Annotated in this window: 19 protein-coding genes; 11 read left to right on the forward strand and 8 right to left on the reverse strand. The window is 55.2% G+C overall.

What is annotated here, in order from left to right; genetic code table 11:
* The first annotated feature begins 3 nt into the window (after positions 1 to 3).
* A complete protein-coding gene (locus CWI35_RS14425) occupies positions 4 to 1,239 on the forward strand; it encodes an AAA family ATPase (protein WP_052524465.1) in 1,236 nt (411 codons plus the stop codon).
* A gap of 70 nt (positions 1,240 to 1,309) precedes the next feature.
* Here the strand turns inward: CWI35_RS14425 and CWI35_RS14430 are convergent, their stop codons facing one another.
* Complete coding sequence (locus CWI35_RS14430; protein WP_119877882.1) at positions 1,310 to 2,821, reverse strand: response regulator transcription factor; 1,512 nt, start codon at positions 2,819 to 2,821, stop codon at positions 1,310 to 1,312.
* Between the two features lie 323 nt (positions 2,822 to 3,144).
* Here CWI35_RS14430 and CWI35_RS14435 point away from each other — a divergent pair, with 323 nt between their 5' ends.
* Positions 3,145 to 3,678 (forward strand): MogA/MoaB family molybdenum cofactor biosynthesis protein, encoded by a 534-nt coding sequence (locus tag CWI35_RS14435; RefSeq protein ID WP_023633831.1) that lies wholly within the window; start codon positions 3,145 to 3,147, stop codon positions 3,676 to 3,678.
* Positions 3,679 to 3,966: 288 nt separating this feature from the next.
* Here CWI35_RS14435 and CWI35_RS14440 read toward each other — a convergent pair whose 3' ends face one another.
* Both CWI35_RS14440 and CWI35_RS14445 read right to left on the reverse strand, forming a co-directional pair.
* The gene (locus CWI35_RS14440; RefSeq protein WP_119877883.1) at positions 3,967 to 5,625 is read right to left on the reverse strand and encodes an acetate--CoA ligase; all 1,659 of its coding nucleotides are present in this window, start codon (positions 5,623 to 5,625) and stop codon (positions 3,967 to 3,969) included.
* A 303-nt stretch (positions 5,626 to 5,928) separates the two neighbouring features.
* Positions 5,929 to 6,279, reverse strand: coding sequence for a hypothetical protein (locus CWI35_RS14445; RefSeq protein WP_021322120.1), 351 nt, complete (start codon positions 6,277 to 6,279; stop codon positions 5,929 to 5,931).
* Positions 6,280 to 6,459: 180 nt separating this feature from the next.
* Between CWI35_RS14445 and CWI35_RS14450 the strand changes: the two genes are divergently transcribed.
* Positions 6,460 to 7,680, forward strand: a complete 1,221-nt coding sequence (locus CWI35_RS14450; protein ID WP_011232231.1) for an argininosuccinate synthase — start codon at positions 6,460 to 6,462, stop codon at positions 7,678 to 7,680.
* Positions 7,681 to 7,742: 62 nt separating this feature from the next.
* Positions 7,743 to 9,122, forward strand: a complete 1,380-nt coding sequence (gene argH / locus CWI35_RS14455; protein WP_021322121.1) for an argininosuccinate lyase — start codon at positions 7,743 to 7,745, stop codon at positions 9,120 to 9,122.
* A gap of 86 nt (positions 9,123 to 9,208) precedes the next feature.
* On the opposite strand, the gene CWI35_RS14460 is transcribed toward argH, so the two are convergent.
* Positions 9,209 to 9,655, reverse strand: coding sequence for a universal stress protein (locus CWI35_RS14460; protein WP_021322122.1), 447 nt, complete (start codon positions 9,653 to 9,655; stop codon positions 9,209 to 9,211).
* A gap of 112 nt (positions 9,656 to 9,767) precedes the next feature.
* Between CWI35_RS14460 and CWI35_RS18330 the strand changes: the two genes are divergently transcribed.
* The 3 genes from CWI35_RS18330 (at position 9,768) to ald (ending at position 11,976) form a co-directional block, all read left to right on the forward strand.
* Positions 9,768 to 9,908 carry a hypothetical protein gene (locus CWI35_RS18330; RefSeq protein WP_011232228.1) on the forward strand — a complete coding sequence of 47 codons (141 nt, stop codon included), beginning with the start codon at positions 9,768 to 9,770 and terminating at the stop codon, positions 9,906 to 9,908.
* Positions 9,909 to 10,004: 96 nt separating this feature from the next.
* Positions 10,005 to 10,769: an SDR family oxidoreductase gene (locus tag CWI35_RS14465; protein ID WP_011232227.1), complete on the forward strand. Its 765-nt coding sequence runs from the start codon at positions 10,005 to 10,007 to the stop codon at positions 10,767 to 10,769.
* Positions 10,770 to 10,857: 88 nt separating this feature from the next.
* Positions 10,858 to 11,976 carry an alanine dehydrogenase gene (gene ald / locus CWI35_RS14470; RefSeq protein WP_011232226.1) on the forward strand — a complete coding sequence of 373 codons (1,119 nt, stop codon included), beginning with the start codon at positions 10,858 to 10,860 and terminating at the stop codon, positions 11,974 to 11,976.
* A 130-nt stretch (positions 11,977 to 12,106) separates the two neighbouring features.
* Here the strand turns inward: ald and CWI35_RS14475 are convergent, their stop codons facing one another.
* Positions 12,107 to 13,201 carry a M24 family metallopeptidase gene (locus CWI35_RS14475; protein ID WP_023633836.1) on the reverse strand — a complete coding sequence of 365 codons (1,095 nt, stop codon included), beginning with the start codon at positions 13,199 to 13,201 and terminating at the stop codon, positions 12,107 to 12,109.
* 139 nt (positions 13,202 to 13,340) lie between these two features.
* On the opposite strand from CWI35_RS14475, the gene CWI35_RS14480 reads away from it, so the two are divergent.
* Positions 13,341 to 14,021, forward strand: coding sequence for a metal-dependent hydrolase (locus CWI35_RS14480; protein ID WP_062898864.1), 681 nt, complete (start codon positions 13,341 to 13,343; stop codon positions 14,019 to 14,021).
* 117 nt (positions 14,022 to 14,138) lie between these two features.
* Positions 14,139 to 15,446 (forward strand): CBS domain-containing protein, encoded by a 1,308-nt coding sequence (locus CWI35_RS14485; protein WP_011232223.1) that lies wholly within the window; start codon positions 14,139 to 14,141, stop codon positions 15,444 to 15,446.
* Positions 15,447 to 15,530: 84 nt separating this feature from the next.
* Here CWI35_RS14485 and CWI35_RS14490 read toward each other — a convergent pair whose 3' ends face one another.
* Positions 15,531 to 15,839 carry a YtpI family protein gene (locus CWI35_RS14490; RefSeq protein WP_011232222.1) on the reverse strand — a complete coding sequence of 103 codons (309 nt, stop codon included), beginning with the start codon at positions 15,837 to 15,839 and terminating at the stop codon, positions 15,531 to 15,533.
* Positions 15,840 to 15,939: 100 nt separating this feature from the next.
* On the opposite strand from CWI35_RS14490, the gene CWI35_RS14495 reads away from it, so the two are divergent.
* On the forward strand, positions 15,940 to 16,887 hold the full coding sequence (locus CWI35_RS14495) for a DHH family phosphoesterase (protein WP_011232221.1): 948 nt from the start codon (positions 15,940 to 15,942) through the stop codon (positions 16,885 to 16,887).
* A 321-nt stretch (positions 16,888 to 17,208) separates the two neighbouring features.
* On the opposite strand, the gene ytrI is transcribed toward CWI35_RS14495, so the two are convergent.
* Together ytrI and CWI35_RS14505 are read right to left on the reverse strand one after the other, a co-directional pair.
* A complete protein-coding gene (gene ytrI, locus CWI35_RS14500; RefSeq protein WP_014196532.1) occupies positions 17,209 to 17,712 on the reverse strand; it encodes a sporulation membrane protein YtrI in 504 nt (167 codons plus the stop codon).
* Positions 17,709 to 18,050, reverse strand: a complete 342-nt coding sequence (locus CWI35_RS14505) for a sporulation membrane protein YtrH (RefSeq protein ID WP_011232219.1) — start codon at positions 18,048 to 18,050, stop codon at positions 17,709 to 17,711. The genes ytrI and CWI35_RS14505 overlap by 4 nt, the downstream gene beginning before the upstream one ends.
* 115 nt (positions 18,051 to 18,165) lie before the next feature.
* Here CWI35_RS14505 and dnaE point away from each other — a divergent pair, with 115 nt between their 5' ends.
* The gene (gene dnaE / locus CWI35_RS14510; RefSeq protein WP_162924029.1) at positions 18,166 to 21,441 is read left to right on the forward strand and encodes a DNA polymerase III subunit alpha; all 3,276 of its coding nucleotides are present in this window, start codon (positions 18,166 to 18,168) and stop codon (positions 21,439 to 21,441) included.
* The last annotated feature ends 7 nt before the right edge of the window (positions 21,442 to 21,448 follow it).

A 21,448-nucleotide genomic window follows, 5' to 3' on the forward strand; every position in this document is an offset into this window, starting at 1 on the left:
AAGATGGCTGAACGTTTGAGAAGAATCGTTGCTCTTTCTGTTGTAACCGTTTTGGCTGCCGTTGTTGGCTGGCTTTTGGGCGGCGCTGGCCGGGCGGCGGCAGAAGGACAGGAACCGTCCGGATTTGTCATACATGCAGATAAAGTGGTTGGGACGATCGATTTAGGCGGAATCATTCTCAAAGCGCCGGTCGTTTTAACGGGAGATATGCCCATCGCCTTTATTCAAGCGAAAATATACGGGATGACATTGACGAAACAACAAACGATGGCGGGGCACACTGTGTCGTTTACGTTCCATACCGATCAAGTTGCGCGGACAAAATGGATGAAAATGAGAGTGAAAAAAATGGAAATCGGCGGTCTGTGCATGGATGGCGTGCCGCTTGTCGAGCAATGTTTGAAAGATGTAACGGTAGTCGCGACAGAACTGACGGCGGATGAGCTTGTCATTCCGCAGTTATCCGCTGCTGCGGCGTTCGGAACGGCTTCAGTGGATGAGGGCAGCTCGATGAAATCGAATGGGGGCCAACCGCCAGAGACGTCAACGGAAACCGATCAGCCGGCTGCGCCGTCATCAGGAGAAAAGCCAACCGCGCCATCGGAACCGAGCGCATCGCCGGATGAACCATCTTCCGCTGCGCCCAGTGGGCCGACGAATGGAAGCAGCAATGGGGCGGGGGACGGAAACGATCCGCCATCCGTAAAACCGGCACCTGAGAAAGAAGGGACGCCATCGATCCCAACTGCTCCTGCCGAGCAGCCGTCAACCATCACCCTTCCATCGCTTGACCCGGCGGGCGGGTTGATCGAGGAAGTGAAAGAAGAACAGAAGAAAACAAGCGAGCTGATTGACCAAATCAGCGATGTGGTGCAATCCGGGGTGAGCGGGAAGACGCTCGATGGCATCGAGCAGATGATCCGCAACCAGACGGAGCAGCTGACTGAACAGCTGGCACAAATCGATGCCATCTGGCAGCAGACAAATGAACAGTTGAAAGACATGCAGCAGGAGTTAAAGGAGCATAAGCCGCCGGATGGGACGGGGAGCGGACAACGGCTGCCGACGCAGGAACTGCCTGCGCCGCTTTCCGATGCGGGAGAAGAGAAGGGGATGATCGAACAGGTGTCGGAACGCATTCAACAGTATAAAGCGCAGCTTGAACAGCTTGAGGAAGTGAAACAACAGCTCGAACAACAGAAAAATGAGCTGAAACGCTGGCTGCGGGCGCTGCCATAAAGCGCGGGGACGCGCCGCTGTCAAGAGGCAAAAAAAAAAAGCGGCGCGCTCTTTTTTCCGCGCCGGCGCTTCAAATAATGCCGTCGCGGATCGCTTTCACAATGGCTTCCGTCCGATTTTTGGCGTTCATTTTTTGCAAAATGGCCGATACATAGTCGCGCACCGTATACTCGCTCAAATGGAGCCGCTTCGCTGCTTCATACGTGGACGCCCCTTCGGCGACGAGCTTCAGCACCTCGATTTCCCGCGGCGACAAGTGCGGCACTGATGGAACGAGCTCCGGACGGCTTCCGTTGAATTTCGCCAGCACTTCGCCGGCGCTTTGGCCGAATTTCATGACCGCGGTGAAAATGTCGCTCGATAACGTGAAAGGTTGCCCGGGGCCTTGATCCAAAATGGCTGCACCGATGAGCCGGTTTTCCGATGGAGCGTAAATCGGAGCGATGACGATCGATTCGAGCTGGAATTGTTCCACATATTTCGCCGGCAACCCTTCCGCTGCATCAGACAAGTAAATGGGCGGAACGTTCGCCATATGATTGCCAAGCAATTGCAGCTGCTGCACGTACTGTTTAATGAGCGGCAAGGCATTAATGTCCTCGCGAATGCTTTTGATTTGATCGATGTCCAGTTTGTATCCGTAAAGTCCGAATCCGCTTTCATTGACACTCGAGTAGGCGAACAGTGCGCATCGTTCAAACGGCAAATAGGAGACAAAACCGGAGGAAATGTATTCCACCGCCTGCTGCAATGATTTCGCACGCATGATCAACCGGTCAAATAAAATGACGGCATCTTTCCAAAGCTGGTCTTGTTTCGTTTGCTCAAGCGCCATTCCCCCGGCGTGAAACAATTCGAACGAATGAAGGAGAAACGGAAGAACTTGGTGATCCGCTTCATCTGTGCAAAATAGGAAAACGCTTTCTTCCCATGGAAGCGGAATGACGCGTTTCTTTCCCCTCGCCTTTGGCATATAGGCAAGCAGCTGTTCACCCAAGGAAAAAATGGTGTCAGCCCCCATCATGTGGACGTCTGTCGGCAGCCACTCTGCTTCTCCGTATAGTTTTTTGACGTAAAAGCGGCCGTCCGCCTTGTCCAGTTCGGCGATCCAATGGATGGGCATTTGTCTCGAGACGGCAAGCTGTTCCAAAAACCGACCGATGTCCGGCTGGTTGTCGACCGTTGGGGAAAAAACGGCCTCATACATTTTGGAAAACAAATATTGAACGGCTTGATGGTCATGAAATGTGCTGCCGGGGATGGCTTGAACGACTTCGTGCACCGCATTTTCGAGCATCGTAAAGACAAACGTCATTTTGTTGGACGGCGAAAAACATGAATGGCTGCGCCATGCTTCACCGATCGTTTTCAGCCATTCGCGCGCCTCGCCATTCGCTTCCGTCATGTGTTTGGAAAGCAGTTCAATGGCCGCTTCAAGTGAATGGGCCGCGATATGCTGCTTTTTCTTCAATTCGCCTAATTTTTCATTCCAGCGGGCTGCGATCGATTCGCGGTGCCGTCCGATGACCGCCATCCCATCTTGCAAAATGGCCTGTAGCTTTTCACTTAGCGTACGATGCACCGCTTTTCCCTCCTTTTGCCGACTTGTCCGTTATCCATGAGTGGACAATTGCGTTTTTCTTTATGTGTTAATATTATAACAATTCTGTCTATTATATAACAAATAGTTTTATCCGAAAGTGTACAAAAAAGACGGCCGCCCGAAAACGGCCAGGCGCGCCTTCGGGACAGCCGATTGGTTGTCTTGTGGAGTGTAGGCGGAAGACATCGATTTCACGATGGGGGTCTTTTCCTTTCGTTTCGCCAGCGAGAAGCAGCCGGCAAGAGTTGGGTAATTTTTGCTATACTATAGCCAACAACAAAATGACAAAAGGAGATGAGGGAATGAGCACAGCTGTCCATAAACAAGAAGCTCCCCAAACCGTCCGCTGCAAAGTCATCACCGTCAGCGACACGAGAACGGAGGAAACCGACCAAAGCGGCCGGCTGATGATCGAGCTGCTCACGGAAGCCGGGCATGAGGTCGTCGGCTATGAGATCGTGAAAGACGAAGCGGACGCCATTCGCGAGGCAGTGCTTGACGGCTGCCGCCGCCTTGATGTTGATGCGGTGCTCACGAACGGCGGCACCGGCATCGCCAAGCGCGACGTGACGATCGAAACGGTCGGTGCGCTGCTTGAGAAAGAACTCGTCGGCTTTGGCGAGCTGTTCCGCTTCCTAAGCTACACCGAAGACATCGGCCCGGCCGCCATGCTGTCGCGCGCCGTCGCCGGCGTGGCGATGGACACCGCCGTCTTTTGCACTCCCGGCTCCACCGGCGCTGTGCGCCTCGCGATGACGAAGCTCATTTTGCCGGAGTTGGGGCATGTGGTGAGAGAGATTCGGAAGGATAGGGAGAAGCAGCGAAAGACGCTTTGACGAAAGGAGAGGATGAGCGGAAATGGGGGGCTGACCTAAAAGGTTGTTTTTTCTTAAACAAAACACAACACATCGTTTCTTCAAGATTGTTTTACGCCTACATATAGTTAAGAAAGGGTGTCCCGATCCTTTTGGGACACCCTCCTCTTTGTTTTTTTGTATATTTTACCAAATGGAAGAAAATTCCGATTCTGTTCACCCCTGATTTGCGCCACCAAGGACAATTGCTTGTCCCTAGCAGCTTTTTTGAGAAGATTGTGGGCAGCACAAATCAGCCCTTTTCACTCGTCAAGCCTTGATTGACTTTTCCCTTTCTTGATTGCGCAGGATGAACCGCTGGATTTTTCCGCTCGGCGTTTTCGGCAGTTCGGTGACAAATTCGACTTCGCGCGGGTATTCATGTTTGGATAAGCGCGTTTTGACGAACAAGGACAGCTCTTCGGCCAGCTCGTCCGACGGCGCAAAGCCTTCTCTGAGCACGACAAACGCTTTGACGATTTCCCCTTTGACGGGATCCGGCTTCCCGACGGCGGCTGCTTCGACGACAGCCGGATGCTCAAGGAGGCAGCTTTCAATTTCAAACGGCCCGATGCGGTAGCCGGCGCTCGAGATGATGTCGTCCGCCCGTCCTTGGAACCAGAAATACCCGTCTTCATCTTTTGTCGCCAAATCGCCGGTCAAAAACCACTTGCCGACGAGCCGCTCGGCGGTTTTTTCAGGGTCTTTCCAATACCCCTTAAAGACGTTTGGGATCGAGTCGGTGTTAAAGGCAATTTGTCCGACTTCGCCGTCGGCGACTGGGGTTCCATTCTCATCGAGCAGGGCCACGTCAAAGCCCGGCAGCGGCCATCCCATCGAGCCGGGCCGGATTTCCATCTCGGCGGCGTTGAAGTTTCCGATCAGCATCAACGTTTCCGACAAGCCATAATGGTCATGGATCGTAACGCCCAAATGCTCTTGGAAAAAGCGGATGACTTCCGGATTGAGCGGTTCGCCCGCTGAGCTCATGGCGCGCACGTTCAGTTGATAGCGGCGAATGACGTCCGCGCCGGCCGCCGCCATCGCCCGGTACGCGGTCGGGGCGTACGCGAAATTGGTCACCCGGTATTTTTCCATCAAGGAATAGCACGTCTCCGGCTTAAACGGCCCTTCGTAAAAGACGATCGGCACGCCAAAGGCCATCGGCGCGAAGGTGCAAAAGATCAGCCCGTACGCCCAGCCCGGATCCGCCCCGCCGAAAAAGACATCGTCATCGCGCAGGCCAATCGCATAGCGCATATACGGATAAATGTTGATGAGCACGTTATGCGGCCACATGGCGCCTTTTGGCATCCCGGTCGAGCCGGACGTATACTGAATCGCGAGCAGATCGTCGACCGTCGTTTCTTCGATCGAGTGCTCAGTCGGCATCGATGAAAGCGTTTCCCAAAATGGCTGGTCTTGATCATGAGACGATCCGTCAATGACAAAAATGTGCTCCAATGTCGGCATGTTGTCCCGCGGCGGCAGTTTGGCGCGCTGTTCCTTGTTCGTCAAGAGGACTTTCGCCTCGGAATGGTTGATGCGATATTCAATCGCCTGCGGGCCAAACGCGGTAAAGAGCGGCACATACACGGCGCCGACTTTCCAAGCCGCCAAAATGTAGACGACAAGGGCCGGGTTTTTCGGCATCAGCGCGCAGACGCGATCCCCTTTTTTCACGCCCAGCTTGCGGAACACGTTCGCCATTTGGTTCGACCAATCGCGCAATTGCCGATAGGTGATCGTTTTTTGCTCTCCTAAAGCGTTTTCATAAAACAGCGCAATGCGATTCGGATCCTCGGCATACCGGTCGCATACTTCGTGGGCGGCGTTGAACCGTCCGCGCGGATCGCCGTCGTAGTGGGCGAATGCCTGATCCCAAGAAAACGATTGAATGATAGAAGCGGGTGATAGATGGTTGGCCATGTCTGATCCCTCCGTTGTGTGAAAAGGAGTCAAATCAATAATAATTGAAATAAAAATAAAATTCAATATATTTTTGGCGGATAATAAATGGAAATCGTTTGAGAAAGGGGATAGAATGAAAAAAGAGGAGCTCTCCAGCTTGAGTGCTCCTCTTCAATCGCCAAGAAAGCTTTCGTTTGCGACAGCGTATCCTTCGTCATCGCGGCGGAATCCGCCGCATCAATCCTCGATCTTCTCGTCAAAATTGTTGCGGCCGCATGGTTTGTCTGCCGTCTTCAAAAAGGGGACAAGCGGCATCGGCGCTCATTTGTTATGGGGTGTTATGGTTTTTCGACCCGCTTTTTTCCGTGTCGGCGATGAAACGGATGGAGCGGTGCGATACCAAATCCATAAATCGTTGACGATCGAAGCGAGCTCGGCGATGTCAGCATTGAGCTGGCACGAGCGCGCAAAATCCGCTTCTTGGCCGAGCGCGTCTTGTTTTTCGTTGATTTCCCGCTCCAGTTCGGCGATGCGGTCGGGGATCAAGCCGCGGATCGTTTCCCATTCCAGTAAAATCGCCTCTTGTTCGTTTGGGCTGTAGTCCTCCCAAGGCTTGTCCAGATGCGGCAGGCGGATGCCGAGCCGTTTGTCTTCGATGAAGATGCCGTTCATCCTCATGGCCTCCTTTTCTTCTATTATACGAAACGTCCCCATAGAGCGTGGTGGAATTTTTATGCTTTTTCAGGAATACGTATTGAAAAATGATCCGAAAGCTGATAAAGTGATAATGTATTAAATTTGAATATTTATTTATGTTTAAGTATATTTATGTGACAAGAGAGGAGAACGACCATGGCAAATCCGAAATTGGTGCTGGCATACTCTGGTGGTTTAGATACATCAGTTGCGATCAAATGGCTTCAGGAGCGCGGCTATGATGTGATCGCGTGCTGCTTGGACCTTGGCGAAGGGAAAGACCTCGATTTCGTGAAAGAAAAAGCGCTCAAAGTCGGCGCGATGAAATCGTACGTGATCGACGTCAAAGACGAGTTTGCGAACGAGTATGCACTCATCGCCTTGCAGGCGAACGCGTTGTACGAAGGGAAATATCCGCTCGTTTCGGCGCTGTCGCGTCCGCTCATCGCGAAAAAACTCGTTGAAATCGCCGAGCTTGAAGGCGCGGTGGCGGTGGCCCACGGCTGCACGGGGAAAGGGAACGACCAAGTGCGCTTTGAAGTGTCGATCAAAGCGCTCAATCCAGATTTGGACGTGATCGCCCCGGTGCGCGAGTGGAGCTGGTCGCGCGAGGAAGAAATCGAATACGCGAAAAAGCACGGCATTCCAATTCCGGTTGACCTTGACAGCCCGTTTTCCATCGACCAAAACTTGTGGGGACGAAGCAACGAGTGCGGCATTTTGGAAGACCCGTGGGCGGCGCCGCCGGAAGAGGCGTATGAGCTGACGGCTTCGCTTGAGAACGCGCCGGATGTGCCGGATGTCATCGAGATCGGCTTTGAACAAGGCGTGCCGGTGACGTTAAACGGGAAGGCGTATCCGCTTGCGCAATTGATTTTGGAGCTGAATGCGTTGGCCGGCAAGCATGGCGTCGGCCGCATCGACCACGTCGAAAACCGCCTTGTCGGCATCAAGTCGCGCGAAGTGTACGAATGCCCAGGGGCGATCACGCTCATTAAAGCGCATAAAGAGCTGGAAGACTTGACATTGGTGAGAGAAGTCGCCCATTTCAAACCGATCATCGAACAAAAAATCGCCGAAGTCATTTACAACGGCCTTTGGTTCTCACCGCTGAAAGACGCGTTGGTCGCGTTTTTGAAAGAAACGCAGAAAAACGTCACCGGCGTCGTGCGCGTGAAGCTGTTTAAAGGCCATGCGATCGTCGAAGGGCGCAAATCGCCGTTCTCGCTCTATGATGAAAAATTGGCAACATACACGTCCGAAGATGAATTTGACCATCAAGCGGCGGTCGGATTCATTTCGCTGTACGGCCTGCCGACGAAAGTGCACAGCATCGTGAACAAGCAAAACAAGGCGTCAGTGCCGACCGGCCAATGAAGGAAAATGAAGGGAACTTCATGAAAGGAAGGAGGAAGTCGCATTCCTCTGCGGCGAGATTCGTGAAAAAGCTTTGGGGCGGACGGTTTACGAAAACAGCGGAAGAATGGGTCGACGAGTTTGGCGCGTCGATCCCATTCGACCAAGAGCTCGTTGAAGAAGACATTGAAGGCAGCCTTGCCCATGTGACGATGCTTGGCGAATGCGGCATCCTGCCTGAAGGCGATGTAGAGCAGATCAAAGGCGGGCTCATCCGCCTGTTGGAAAAGGCGAAGCAAGGGGAGCTCAAATTTTCCATTGCCTACGAGGACATTCATTTAAACATTGAAAAAATGCTCATCGACGACATCGGACCGGTCGGCGGCAAGCTGCACACTGGACGGAGCCGGAACGACCAAGTGGCGACCGATATGCATCTATACTTGCGCAAGCGGGTTGAAGAGATTCTCGGCCTCATCCGCGGGATGCAGCGGGCGCTTGTCGCTCAAGCCGAAAAGCATGTCGAAACGATCATGCCCGGATATACGCATTTGCAGCGGGCGCAGCCGATTTCGTTCGCCCACCATCTGCTGGCTTATTTTTGGATGCTCGAGCGCGACTATGAGCGGTTTTCCGAGTCGCAAAAGCGCATCAACCGCTCGCCGCTCGGCGCCGGGGCGCTCGCCGGGACGACGTTTCCGATCGACCGGCATCGGACGGCGGAGCTTTTGGGCTTTGCCGATATTTACGAAAACAGCCTCGATGCGGTGAGCGACCGCGACTTCATCATCGAGTTTTTAAGCAACAGTTCGATGCTCATGATGCACCTGTCGCGGTTGGCCGAGGAGTTGATTCTTTGGTCAAGCCAAGAGTTTCAGTTCATTGAGCTGGATGATGCGTTTGCGACCGGCAGCAGCATCATGCCGCAAAAGAAAAACCCGGACATGGCCGAACTCATCCGCGGCAAAACCGGCCGCGTGTACGGCCACTTGATGGCGCTCCTCACGGTGATGAAAGGGCTGCCGCTTGCTTACAATAAAGATATGCAAGAAGATAAAGAAGGCATGTTTGATACAGTAAAGACGGTCATCGGGTCGCTGAAAATTTTCACCGGTATGATTGAGACGATGAACGTGCGCACGGACGTGATGGAGCGGGCGACGAAACAAGACTTTTCAAACGCGACCGAGCTTGCCGATTACTTGGCCGCGAAAGGGGTCCCGTTCCGTGAGGCGCATGAAATCGTCGGCAAGCTCGTCTTGCATTGCATCGAACAAGGCGTCTTTTTGGCTGATTTGCCGCTTGACGTGTACAAAGAAGCGTCGCCGCTTTTTGAAGAAGACATTTATGACGCCTTGCACCCGCGCACGGCCGTCAACCGCCGCAACAGCGCCGGCGGCACCGGTTTTGCCGAAGTGCGCGCGGCGCTGGCGAAGGCGAAACAGTTGCTTAGCACCCCGTAACGGCGGGGTGTTCTTTTTTGACCGTCACATGTTTTCGCATCGGACAAGGAAGTTTTTCGGTCCATCTGCTTCATGTGACGAAGACATTATTCTTTCGGCGTCCTTACAACGAGCACATCGCATTTCGCATGGCGGACGATGTTTTCGGAAACGCTGCCGATCAAGAGCCGTTCGACAGCGTTTAAACCGGTCGCCCCGCAAACGATGAGATCGGCTTTGTATTTCGGAGCGACGTCTTTGGCGATTTTCACTTTCGGCGAGCCGAATTCGACCGCGATGTCCACATCGTCGAGCCCGGCGGCGATGGCTTCGTTTTTATACCGTTCCAGAAGTTCGTTCGCATATTGCTCCGACCGTTCGGCGAGGGCGTAATCGTGCGCTTCCACGGTTGTGAACCCGCGCAAATCGATGATGTGGGACAAAATGAGTTTCGCTCCGTTTCGCTTGGCGATTTGGATCGCTTTTTTCAACGCCCATTCCGCTTCTTTCGAGCCATCGACGGCGACGACGATCGTTTGGTAGGTCATGGTCATGTTCTCCCCTCCCTTTGGTTAAAAATGCTATCTCTATATATGGTATACCCATCGCCCTTTGACGAGAAACTAGGCCATATATTGAGATTTTGTGAACAGGGGAGGAAGAGCAATGGAAAAGCGGTATAACGACTGGCAGTACGATGAGGAGGAAGTGCGGACGATCACCGAGCAAATTACCGAGTCGTATGAAAGCGGCATTGTTGACGAGGATGAATCGTATTACGACCCGCGCCGCGAAGTCGGCGAATAGCCATAGCGCCTGCGCGTTATGGTTATTTTTTTGTATTCGCTCCGGTTTGTAGTAAAGTAAAAATGAGACAGCAAATCGCGACGAGGAGGGAGAAGGGTGCGGCACGCCTTGATTACGGCCGGAGCGAAAGGATTGGGGAGAAAAGTGACCGAGCTGCTGCTTGATAAAGGCTACTCGGTGACGGTGAACTACCGGAGCGATGAACAGGCGGTGCGCTCGCTTGCCGAGAAGTACCGCGGCGCCGCTGACCGCCTCCAGTTTGTGCAGGGAGATGTGACGGACAAAAACGATTTAGCGGCGCTTGTGGACGCCGCCATGGAGCGGTTTGGCCGCATTGACTGCCTCATCAACAATGCAGGGCCGTACATTTTTGAACGGAAAAAGCTGGCCGATTATACGGAAAACGAATGGTACGAAATGATTGAAGGCAATTTGAGCTCGGTCTTCCATTTAGTGAGAAGGACGATCCCGATTATGCGAAAACAACGGTTTGGCCGCATCATTACGTACGGATTTCAAGGAGCGGCGGATGCCCCGGGCTGGGTGCACCGTTCGGCGTTCGGCGCGGCGAAAGTCGGGCTTGTATCGCTGACGAAAACGATCGCCCTGGAAGAGGCGGAATATGGCATTACCGCCAATATGGTGTGCCCAGGCAATATTGTCGGCGCCATGAAAGAGGCGGGGATCGCCGACGCCCGCGCCAGGCGGGATGCGGAAACGCCGGTCGGACGCCCGGGGACTGGTGAAGATATCGCCCGCGTGATCGCGTTTTTATGCGAGGACGACTCGGATTTCATCACCGGCGCCGTCATTGACGTCACCGGCGGAGCGAACGTCATTTACCGCCACCTTTTCCGTTGAGAACAGCGCCTCCTCCTTTTTCGTTTGCTTTTGCGCGAAACGGGGCACAATAAAAGAAGAAGCGGGAAGGAAAAAGGAGGAAAAAGTAATGAAGATCGGCATTCCAAAAGAAATCAAAAACAATGAAAACCGCGTCGCCATCACTCCGGCAGGCGTGATGACGCTCGTCAAAGCAGGGCATGACGTGTATGTGGAGACGGAAGCCGGCGCTGGGTCGGGTTTTTCCGATTCCGAGTATGAAAAAGCCGGGGCAGTGATCGTGACGAAAGCGGAAGATGCCTGGGCGGCGGAGATGGTGTTGAAAGTGAAAGAACCGCTGGCTGAGGAGTTCCGCTATTTTCGCCCCGGATTGATTTTGTTTACGTATTTGCATTTAGCCGCGGCCGAAGCGCTCACGAAAGCGCTCGTCGAGCAAAAAGTGGTCGGCATCGCTTACGAGACGGTGCAGCTTGCGAACGGCTCGCTGCCGCTGTTGACGCCGATGAGTGAAGTCGCCGGCCGCATGTCGGTGCAAGTCGGCGCCCAGTTTCTCGAGAAGCCGCACGGCGGGAAAGGCATTTTGCTTGGCGGCGTGCCCGGGGTGCGGCGCGGCAAAGTGACGATCATCGGCGGCGGCACAGCGGGGACGAACGCGGCGAAAATCGCGGTCGGCCTCGGGGCGGACGTGACGATTTTGGACATTAACGCCGAGCGGCTGCGCGAGCTCGATGATTTGTTCGGCGACCAAGTGACGACGTTGATGTCCAACTCGTATCATATCGCCGAGTGCGTGCGCGAATCCGATTTGGTCGTCGGCGCCGTCTTGATCCCGGGGGCGAAAGCGCCGAAGCTTGTGACGGAAGAGATGGTGCGCTCGATGACGCCAGGCTCGGTGTTGGTCGACGTCGCCATTGACCAAGGCGGCATTTTTGAAACGACCGACCGCGTCACGACGCACGACGATCCGACATACGTCAAGCACGGCGTCGTCCATTACGCCGTCGCGAACATGCCGGGCGCTGTGCCGCGTACGTCAACATTCGCGCTTACGAACGTCACGATCCCATACGCCTTGCAAATCGCCAACAAAGGCTACCGCGCCGCGTGCTTGGATAACCCGGCGCTGTTAAAAGGGATCAACACGCTCGACGGGCACATCGTGTACGAAGCGGTCGCGGCGGCGCACAACATGCCGTATACGGATGTTCATTCGTTGCTGCAGGGATGAAACAATGAAGATGGAGCCGCCTTGATGGCGATGAGAAAACAAAGCTGTCCGAATCGACTTGGGGATCGGGCCGGTGGACAGCTTTTTTGATGCGCTCATTCGCGGCAGCTTTTGCCAATGGCCTCTCTCGTTAAACAATGATCAACTCCTTCGAAAACGACGTCAACACCTCAACCCCATGATCCGTGACCGCGACGTCGTCTTCAATGCGCACGCCGCCGATGGATGGGACGTAAATGCCTGGTTCGATTGTAAACACCATGCCGGGGGCGAGCGGTTCGTTGTTGGCGCCATGAAGCGATGGGTATTCGTGGATCTCGATCCCTAAGCCGTGCCCGACGCGGTGGGTGAAATAGTCTCCGTAGCCGGCTTGTTCGATGACGTTTCGGGCGGCGCGGTCGATCTCGCCCATCGCGGTTTGCGGGCGGCAGGCGTCGATCGCCGCCTGCTGGGCGCGCCGAACGGTATCGTAAATGAGCCGCTGTTCGTCGCTTGCCGTCTGACAGACGACGGTGCGGGTAATGTCGGAGCAATACCCATCGACGATGACGCCCAAATCGAACAGCACGAAATCGCCTGGTGCGACCGCCGCCGTTCCCGGCACGCCGTGCGGATCGGCTGATTTTGCGCCCGTGAGCACGGTCGTGGGAAACGACATCCCTTCAACGCCGAGTTTTTTCAGCTCATATTCAATAACGGCGACAAGTTCGAGCTCTGTCACGCCCGGGCGGATGGCCGAGACGCCGATTTCGATCGCTTTGTCGGCAAGTTCCGCCGCCTGGCGCAACACCTTCATTTCCTGCTCATCCTTGATCAGGCGAAGCTGGCGCAGCTTTTCTTCGGCGTCGTGCCACTTGGCGTTTGGAAACAATGCCGAGAGACGCTCGAAACGGGCGAACGACAAATGGTTTTTCTCGATGGCAATCAAGCCGGGTTTTGCGCCGCGCGCTTCGAGATGGCGCCCGATCTCTTCCCATGGGTCGGTGCTGTCGTCGTAGCCGATCACCGTATACCCAAAGCCGCTCCGGCGGGCGCGCGGGACTTCCATTTGCGGACAGACGAGCGCGGGCTCGCTGTCAGGGAAAACAAGCAATGCAAGCAGCCGCTCGTGTGGATCGCAAAAAAAGCCGCTCAAATAAAAAACGTTGGCGCTTGACGTAATGAAGGCAAATGAATCATCATGATGTTGAAGCCATGATGAAAAAGCATCCAGCCGTTGGTTCATCGTTCCCTTCCTTCCTTTTTTCTTGATCGTCCATTTTGAGCGTATCAAGAAACGGGCCGTTTGTAAATGGACAGGAGGGAAAAGAAGGGAATGGATGGGCGGCGGCGAATCATGTGTAGTGGAAAGGAGAGATGTGACGATGAAAATCAGCTACCATGGCCATTCGGTCGTCCGCATTGAGACGAACGGAAAAACGATTTTGATCGACCCGTTCATCACCGGCAATACGACGACCGATTTGAACGCGGCGGATGTGAAAGCGGATGTCATTTTGTTGACGCACGGGCACGGGGATCATGTCGGCGATACGGTTGAAATCGCCAAGCGGAACAACGCCCTTGTCGTGGCCACATTTGAGCTGGCGACGTATTTAAGCTGGCAAGGCGTCGAGACGTTTGGCATGAACATCGGCGGGGCGCGCGAATTTGACTTTGGCACGGTCAAGTTCACGCAGGCGTTCCACAGCTCCGGGTTTGTGACGGACGACAAGCAAATCATTTATTTAGGCATGCCGACCGGCATTTTGTTCACGTCCGAAGGCAAAACGATCTATCATGCCGGCGATACCGGGCTGTTTTCCGACATGAAGCTGATCGGCGAGCGCCATAACATCGATGTCGCCTTTTTGCCGATTGGGGACAGCTTCACGATGGGGCCGGAAGACGCGGCGGTCGCCGCCGAGTGGCTCGGGGCGAAACTCGTCGTGCCGATCCATTACAACACGTTCCCGCCGATCACCCAAGACCCCGAGCGGTTCGTCTCGCTCCTTCCGCCGGGCGTCGGCCGCGCGTTGAAACCGGGGGAAAGCATCGAGCTGTAACAGAGGCGCTCTTCCCGCTTTGGGAAGGGCGCTTTATGATGGCCGGCGCGACCGTTGAATCCCCGCCGCCAGGCCCGTTATAATGAAAGTAACAAACGCGTAAAGGGTGAAGAACCGTTGGCGACAAAACACGAGCAAATTTTGGAATACATCCACCGGCTGCCGATCGGCGAGAAAATTTCTGTCCGGCAGATCGCCAAGGAAATGGGCGTAAGCGAAGGGACGGCGTACCGGGCGATCAAGGACGCTGAGAACAAAGGGTATGTGAGCACGATTGAACGCGTCGGCACGATCCGGATTGAGAAGAAACGGAAGGAAAACATTGAGAAGCTTACGTACGCCGAGGTTGTCAACATTGTGGACGGCCAAGTGCTTGGCGGACGTGAAGGGCTGCATAAGACGCTCAACCGTTTTGTCATCGGCGCAATGCAGCTGGAGGCGATGATGCGCTATACGGGCGCAGGGGATTTGCTTATCGTCGGCAACCGGACGAAGGCGCACGAGCTGGCGCTTCAGGCGGGGGCGGCCGTGCTCATCACCGGCGGGTTTGACACGGCCGACCACGTGAAAAAGCTCGCCGATGAGCGGCAGCTGCCGATCATTTCGACGAGCTATGACACGTTTACGGTCGCGACGATGATCAACCGGGCGATTTACGACCAGCTCATCAAAAAAGAAATTGTGTTGGTCGAGGATATTCTCATTCCGCTTGACAAAACAGCGTACTTGCGCGTCCATGATCCGATTGAGCGGTGGTATGCGTTGAACAAAGAGACGCGCCATAGCCGGTTCCCGGTCGTCGATGATGAGCTGAAAGTGCAAGGGGTTGTGACGGCAAAAGACGTGCTGGATGTCGACCGGCAGCTGCCGATCGAAAAGGTGATGACGAAGCAGCCGATTACGGTGAACGGAAAAACGTCAGTGGCGTTTGCTTCTCATATTATGGTATGGGAAGGAATTGAGCTTCTCCCGGTGGTGGATGACTATAACCGGCTGCAAGGGATCATCAGCCGCCAAGACGTGTTAAAAGCGCTGCAAATGGCGCAGCGCCAGCCGCAAGTCGGGGAGACGATCGATGATCTCATCACCGCCCAGTTTCGTGAGTCAGGCGACAAAGAAACGCTGTTTCGCTGCACGATCACGCCGCAGATGACGAACTATTTAGGGACGCTCTCGTACGGCGTGTTTACGACGATCGTCACCGAAGCGGCGGCGCGCATGCTTCGCGCGTACAAACGCGGCGATTTGGTGATGGAAAATATCACGATTTACTTCATCAAGCCGGTGCAAATCGACAGCACGGTCGACGTGCGGGCAAAGCTTTTAGAGCTCGGGCGCAAGTTCGGGAAAGTGGATGTCGAAGTGTATAACGAAGGCGATCTTGTCGGCAAAGCGATGATGATGTGCCAGCTGATCGACCGATAAACGGTAAAGGAAAAAAAGGATGTCCACTTCCTTATGGGAACATCCTTTTCCTTTATCGTTGACCGGCGCATACGCCAAACGGCATTACCCTTGTTTTGCCGCTTCCTTTGCCTCTTCGACCGCCTGCGGCAGATAGCAGCGGTAGGCGCGGTAGCCGGCCCAAACGCTCCCGAAGCCTAAGGCGATAAAAATGGCGCAGATGATATAGGTCACGGTTGTCTGATACAAAAACAATTGGTTGATCCCGAACAAGGCAACGAACAGTCCAAGCGCCATGCTCGATTTCGCTGAGAGAAAGCGGCGTTCCATCGGGCGCTGGGAGCGGACGTAGCGGATTTTATAATAGACGTAAAACGAAAAGGAAAATATAATGAAAATAACCAAGGCTGGCATGGTTGGGTCCCTCCGTTGTTCATTTCTTTTTTCATTGTACATAGAAGCAGGGAAAAATGCCAGCGGTTGAATATGACAGGTGACTAAAGGGGAAGAACGAATGAAACCGGTTCATCAACAAATTCTTGATGCGATTCGTGAATTTGACACGATCATCATCCACCGCCATGTTCGCCCGGACCCGGACGCGTACGGGTCGCAAGGCGGGTTGGCGGCGTTGCTTCGGGCGTCGTTTCCGGAAAAACGAGTGTATGCGGTGGGGACCGATGACCCATCGTTATCATTTTTACGACAAATGGATGTCATTGACGATGCCGTTTATGAACAGGCGCTTGTGATCGTCTGCGATACAGCCAATGAGGAGCGGATTTGCGACAGCCGCTATCGGCTCGGGCGAAAGCTCATTAAAATTGACCATCACCCGAACGACACGCCGTATGGCGACATTATGTGGGTCGATACCGCCGCCAGTTCGACAAGCGAGATGATTTATGAGTTTTATTTGGCGGGGAAAGAGGAAGGGTTGACGATGACCGCTGAGGCGGCGCGTCTCATTTACGCCGGCATTGTCGGCGATACGGGCCGCTTTTTGTTTCCGCGCACAAGTGAAAAAACGTTCCGCTACGCTGGGGAGCTCATTTCGTACGGTTTTTCGCTGACGGAATTGTACGACGGATTGTATCGGACGAGCTTGCCGCTCGCCCGCTTAAGCGGTTATGTGTTGTCGAACTTTATGATCGAGGAAGGGGTGGCGGCTGTGAAAATGCCGCGGGCGCTGCTTGGGGAATACGGCGTCACCCCGCTTGAGGCGTCGCAACTCGTCAGTTTGCTCGGCAATATTGACGGCATTGTCGCCTGGGTGTTTTTCATTGAGGAAGAACGGGAAATCCGCGTCCGCTTCCGTTCCAAAGGGCCGGTCATCAATGTGGTCGCCAAACGCTACGGCGGCGGCGGCCATCCGCTCGCAGCCGGTGCGTCCATTGCTTCTTGGGAGGAAGCGGATCGCGTGATTGAAGACGTAAAAGCGGTTTGCCGGGCTGAGCGGTGACGGAAACGGGTGGTTTTAACATCTTTCCGAAAGAAGTCTCCCACTTCTAAACGAAGTGAAAGTGGGAGGTGAATTTCAGTAAAACCGTGGGGCACACGGGGATCGCTCGGTCAACTTCCCATCATGAGATGGGATTACCCGAGAAGCCCCCACCTCTAAGCGAAGCGTAGGTGGTGGGAGTATGTCACAAAGTTGTTGTTTCAAATGAAGCGTCATGTTGATAGGAGAAGGCGTCCCGAAGGCTTTCGGGACACCCTCTTTTCCCGCAAGACGCGCTTGTTTGGCACTCCACCGCGGCGGAATGGGGCGGCAAGGCGCGCTCTACGGAAGCGGCGTCAGTTTCACTTCGACGGCCAACAAGGTAAAGATCGTGAGTGTGTGAAGTTCAAGCCGGTATGTCTTCTCGTGGATCGTATACGTTTTGTTTTCAATTGCCCGCTCAATCAGTTCGCGGCTGTTGTACACCGTTTCGATGTCTTTCGCAATCAAATGGGACAAATCTTCTTTGACGCTGTCTTCAATGCGAAACGTCGTGTATGAATCAAGTTTATATTGCTCGGCGTTGGCGAGATGGACGGAAACGTCCTGCACGGTCAGCTTTTTTTTCATTTCCTTATTGTAATGAATATAGTCTTCCTGCCAAATGCGAATTTCGTTTTGCAAATCGGCGATCTGTTCGTTGAGCTCATTGACGTGTTGCACTTGTTTTTCCTGCAAGACGCCGAAAATATACAAAAAGACAAACCAACTGATGAGCGCTCCGATCGCCGCGCCGGCGAAAAAGCGCTGCCATGACGGGTATTGGTAATACGGAGGAATTCTCATGGCGAAATGTGCTCCTGCGTCAGCCACGTGATGATCGCCACTCCGGTCTGTGCTCCGCCCATGGCGGACAAAATGAGCAAAAATTGCCGCACGATGTCTTTCGTTTCCCCTAAAAACAGCCCTCGCTCAACGACGTAAAACGTGTCAAACGTCCCGCCGATGGCGGCGACGACCGCCCAAATGCGCAAATCGCCGGCAAATCGGTACATGGCCGTCAGCGGCTGGCCGCCGCTCAAAAACGCGCCGAGCGCGCCGATGATGGCGCCGCCAAGCAGCACGCCGACGGCGATAAAATAGCTTTGAATAAACGCCGGCAAGAAGGCCGCTTTTTCGTTCATGCGTTTCCCCGCCCTTTCTTTCTCTCTTATCTATGTATATCAATAGGGTGGACGGAGTATGTAGCCGAAAGAAAAGTTTTCGCCCGTCAAGCGCACGGATGAGGGAGGGATGGTCATGATGTTCGTCCACTTGCATGTGTTGAGCGGATACAGTTTGTTTCAAAGTGCAGCGGCGGTGGAGGCGCTTGCAGCGAGGGCGAAACAGCTCGGCTATCAAGCGCTCGCGCTCACGGACCGGAATGTGTTGTATGGCGCTATTCCGTTTTACCGGGAATGCAAGCAGAACGGCATTCGCCCGATTATCGGCGTGACGGCTGATGTCGCTCTTTCTGGGGAGGAAGCGTTCCCGCTCGTGCTGTTGGCCGCCAATGAAGAGGGGTATCGCCATTTGCTTGAAATCAGCACCATGATGCAAATGGGGGAAACAAAGCATATGGAGGAAGCCGCTCTTGTACGCTTAAGCGGCGGCATCATCGCCATCACTCCCGGAAGCGAGGGACGCGTCGAGTCGCTTGTGGCCGCCGGCGAATGGGAGCGGGCGAAAGAGGCGCTTGGCCGCTATCATCAGCTGTTTCCAGGACGGCTGTATGTCGCCGTTCAGCGCGGCGAGCAAACGCGAGCCCCATATGAAGCCGGGTTGTTGCAGCTGGTGGAGGAAACCGGCGTCCCGATCGTGGCGACGAACGACGTCCGTTACGTGGAGCGCAGCGATGCCGTGGCGTGGCGTTGCTTGCAGGCCATCGGCCGCGGCGCGCTGCTCGCTGACATTGAGGACGATAACGGCCGCTATTTGGCGGGGCCAGAGGAGATGGCGCGCCGGTTTGCGGACTTGCCGGAGGCGCTCGAGAACAGCCTGGCGATCGCCGATCAATGCGAGCTGCAAATCGAGTTTGGCGGCTGGCGGCTGCCGGCGTATCCCGTTCCGGACGGAGAGACGGCCGACAGTTATTTGCGCCGCTTATCGGAACAAGGGCTCGCCCGACGCGTGCCGTCGGCCGATGAGCGCTACTGGCGTCGGCTTTCGCATGAGCTGGATGTGATTCAGTCGCTTCATTTCAGCGACTATTTTTTGATCGTCGCCGATGTGCTCGCCTACGCCCGCCGGCGCGGCATCTTAACCGGCCCGGGCCGCGGTTCGGCGGCCGGGTCGCTTGTCGCCTACGCATTGTCGATCACCGATGTCGATCCGATCAAGTATGGGCTTTTGTTTGAACGGTTTTTAAATCCGGAGCGGGCGTCGGTGCCGGATATTGACTTGGATTTTCCTGATGACCGGCGCGAAGAAGTGATTCGCTATGTGGCGGATAAATACGGGCGCGACCGCGTTGCGCAAATCATTACGTTCGGCACGTTCGGCGCCAAAGCGGCGCTGCGCGAGACGGCCAAAGCGCTTGGCGTCCCTGAGCGGGAGGCGGAACAGGTCGCGGCGCTGCTGCCGAGCAAACAAAGTGTGACGCTCCGCCAATGGCATGCCGAGTCCGCCGCTTTTCGGCGCGCGGTGGCAGCGGTTCCGCAAGGGAGAGAGTGGCTGGCTGTTGCGCAAAAACTGGAAGGGCTGCCGCGCCATACGTCGATCCACGCTGCTGGTGTCATCATCAGCCCGGAGCCGCTCGTTCGCTTCGTGCCGCTGCAGCCAAGCCATGGCGAATGGCCGCTGACGCAATACGCGATGGGGGCACTTGAAGCGCTTGGATTGCTGAAAATTGATTTTCTCGGTTTGCGCACGCTCACGTTGATCGAGCAGATCGTGCGTTTGATCGAGCGGCAGACAGGAAAGCCGTTTGACATCCGCACGCTGCCGCTCAATGATGAAAAAACGTACGCGCTGCTTGGCGCTGGAGATACAAACGGCATTTTTCAGCTGGAATCAAGCGGGATGAAGCATGTGCTCGCCGAGCTGCGGCCGTCGCAATTGGAAGATGTCGTCGCCGTCAATGCCTTGTATCGGCCAGGGCCGATGCAAATGATCCCCGTTTACATCCGGCGCAAGCGCGGGGAAGAGCCGGTGTCCTATGCCCATCCTGATCTTGAGACGATTTTGGCGCCCACATACGGGGTGTTGATCTACCAGGAGCAAATTATGCAAATCGCCGCCCGGCTTGCCGGATTTTCGCTCGGACAAGCGGACGTGCTTCGCCGGGCGGTGGCGAAAAAAGAGAAAGCGCTGCTTGCTGAGCAGCGTCAGGCGTTTGTCGCCGGCTGCGTGGCGAACGGCTATCCGAAAGCAGTCGCCGAGGAACTGTACCGACACATCGTCCGCTTTGCCGATTACGGCTTCAACCGAAGCCACGCGGTCAGCTATGCGCTGTTGTCGTATGCGATGGCGTATATGAAAGCTCATTACCCGCTTTGTTTTTATGCGGTCATGCTCACCAATGCTTCCGGCGACCGAGAAAAAGCGGCGGTATACTATTGGGAGGCGGCGCGAAAAGGGATCAACGTCCTTTTGCCGTCGGTCAACAAAAGCGGTTTTCGCTCTTCCGTGGAGGGGAGCGCCATTCGCCTTGGGCTCGCGATGGTGAAGCAAGTCGGCTCGGCGGCGAAGCTGATTGTCGAGGAGCGGAAAGCGAACGGACCGTTTGCCGACTTCTTTGATTTCGCTGCTCGCCTGCTGCCAAAAGGGCTCGGGCGCCCGGCGCTCGAGGCGCTCATTTCCGTTGGGGCGTTTGACGAGTTCGGTGCAGATCGGGCTTCGCTTCTTGCCAGCATTGACATTGCGATCGAACATGCGCAATGGGTTCAGGCGCTGCAAGCCGGAGGGCTGTCGTTAAAACCGAAATATGCTGCCGCACATTCGTGGCCTTTGTCCGAACGGCGGCGGCGGGAAGCGGAGTTTCTTGGCTTCGCCGTCACCCCGCATCCGGCGGCGGTGTGCCGCCCGTTGCTGCAAGCGGCGGGGGCGGTGTGTGTTGCCGATGTACAAGGTCCGTCAACTGTAGTCGGGGGAGCGGTCGTCCGCATACGGAAAACGAGAACAAAGCAGGGTGAAGAAATGGCGTTTTTCACCGTCGGCGATGAGAGCGGGGAATTGGAGGCGGTGGCGTTTCCGAACGTTTACCGCCGCGCGGCGGACATATTGAAAGAAGGGCAGTTTGTATTGCTTGCCGGAACGATTGAGGTGCGCGGCGGACGGCGTCAGCTCATCATCCGCCGGGCCGAACGCTTGACGGCGTCGGCGTTGTATATCGACGCCAGCCGCCAAGACAAGGCGCGTCTTGCCGCGCTGAAGCCGCTGTTGGAACGACACCAAGGCCGCACTCCGGTGTATTTGTACGATGAAGCGAAGCGAAAGCTTCTCCGTCTTCCCGAACGGTATGCGGCCGATCTCACCGCCCCGCTTGTCGATGAACTGCTTTCCTTGTTCAGCTTCGGACGCGTGGTCGTCAAGTAAATCGCTC

The sequence above is a fragment of the [Bacillus] caldolyticus genome, from assembly GCF_003595605.1.
GTDB lineage: Bacteria > Bacillota > Bacilli > Bacillales > Anoxybacillaceae > Geobacillus > Geobacillus thermoleovorans.

What these genes read in the sequence shown, in the direction of transcription:
- CWI35_RS14445 (WP_021322120.1), bottom strand. Translation starts at nt 6,279, where the DNA reads ATGAACGGCATCTTCATCGAAGACAAACGGCTCGGCATCCGCCTGCCG.
- CWI35_RS14475 (WP_023633836.1), bottom strand. Translation starts at nt 13,201, where the DNA reads ATGAACCAACGGCTGGATGCTTTTTCATCATGGCTTCAACATCATGAT.
- CWI35_RS14505 (WP_011232219.1), bottom strand. Translation starts at nt 18,050, where the DNA reads ATGAACGAAAAAGCGGCCTTCTTGCCGGCGTTTATTCAAAGCTATTTT.
- CWI35_RS14460 (WP_021322122.1), bottom strand. Translation starts at nt 9,655, where the DNA reads ATGACCATGACCTACCAAACGATCGTCGTCGCCGTCGATGGCTCGAAA.
- CWI35_RS14480 (WP_062898864.1), top strand. Translation starts at nt 13,341, where the DNA reads ATGAAAATCAGCTACCATGGCCATTCGGTCGTCCGCATTGAGACGAAC.
- CWI35_RS14435 (WP_023633831.1), top strand. Translation starts at nt 3,145, where the DNA reads ATGAGCACAGCTGTCCATAAACAAGAAGCTCCCCAAACCGTCCGCTGC.
- CWI35_RS14495 (WP_011232221.1), top strand. Translation starts at nt 15,940, where the DNA reads ATGAAACCGGTTCATCAACAAATTCTTGATGCGATTCGTGAATTTGAC.
- CWI35_RS14450 (WP_011232231.1), top strand. Translation starts at nt 6,460, where the DNA reads ATGGCAAATCCGAAATTGGTGCTGGCATACTCTGGTGGTTTAGATACA.
- CWI35_RS14440 (WP_119877883.1), bottom strand. Translation starts at nt 5,625, where the DNA reads ATGGCCAACCATCTATCACCCGCTTCTATCATTCAATCGTTTTCTTGG.
- dnaE (WP_162924029.1), top strand. Translation starts at nt 18,166, where the DNA reads ATGATGTTCGTCCACTTGCATGTGTTGAGCGGATACAGTTTGTTTCAA.
- CWI35_RS14490 (WP_011232222.1), bottom strand. Translation starts at nt 15,839, where the DNA reads ATGCCAGCCTTGGTTATTTTCATTATATTTTCCTTTTCGTTTTACGTC.
- CWI35_RS18330 (WP_011232228.1), top strand. Translation starts at nt 9,768, where the DNA reads ATGGAAAAGCGGTATAACGACTGGCAGTACGATGAGGAGGAAGTGCGG.
- ytrI (WP_014196532.1), bottom strand. Translation starts at nt 17,712, where the DNA reads ATGAGAATTCCTCCGTATTACCAATACCCGTCATGGCAGCGCTTTTTC.
- ald (WP_011232226.1), top strand. Translation starts at nt 10,858, where the DNA reads ATGAAGATCGGCATTCCAAAAGAAATCAAAAACAATGAAAACCGCGTC.
- CWI35_RS14425 (WP_052524465.1), top strand. Translation starts at nt 4, where the DNA reads ATGGCTGAACGTTTGAGAAGAATCGTTGCTCTTTCTGTTGTAACCGTT.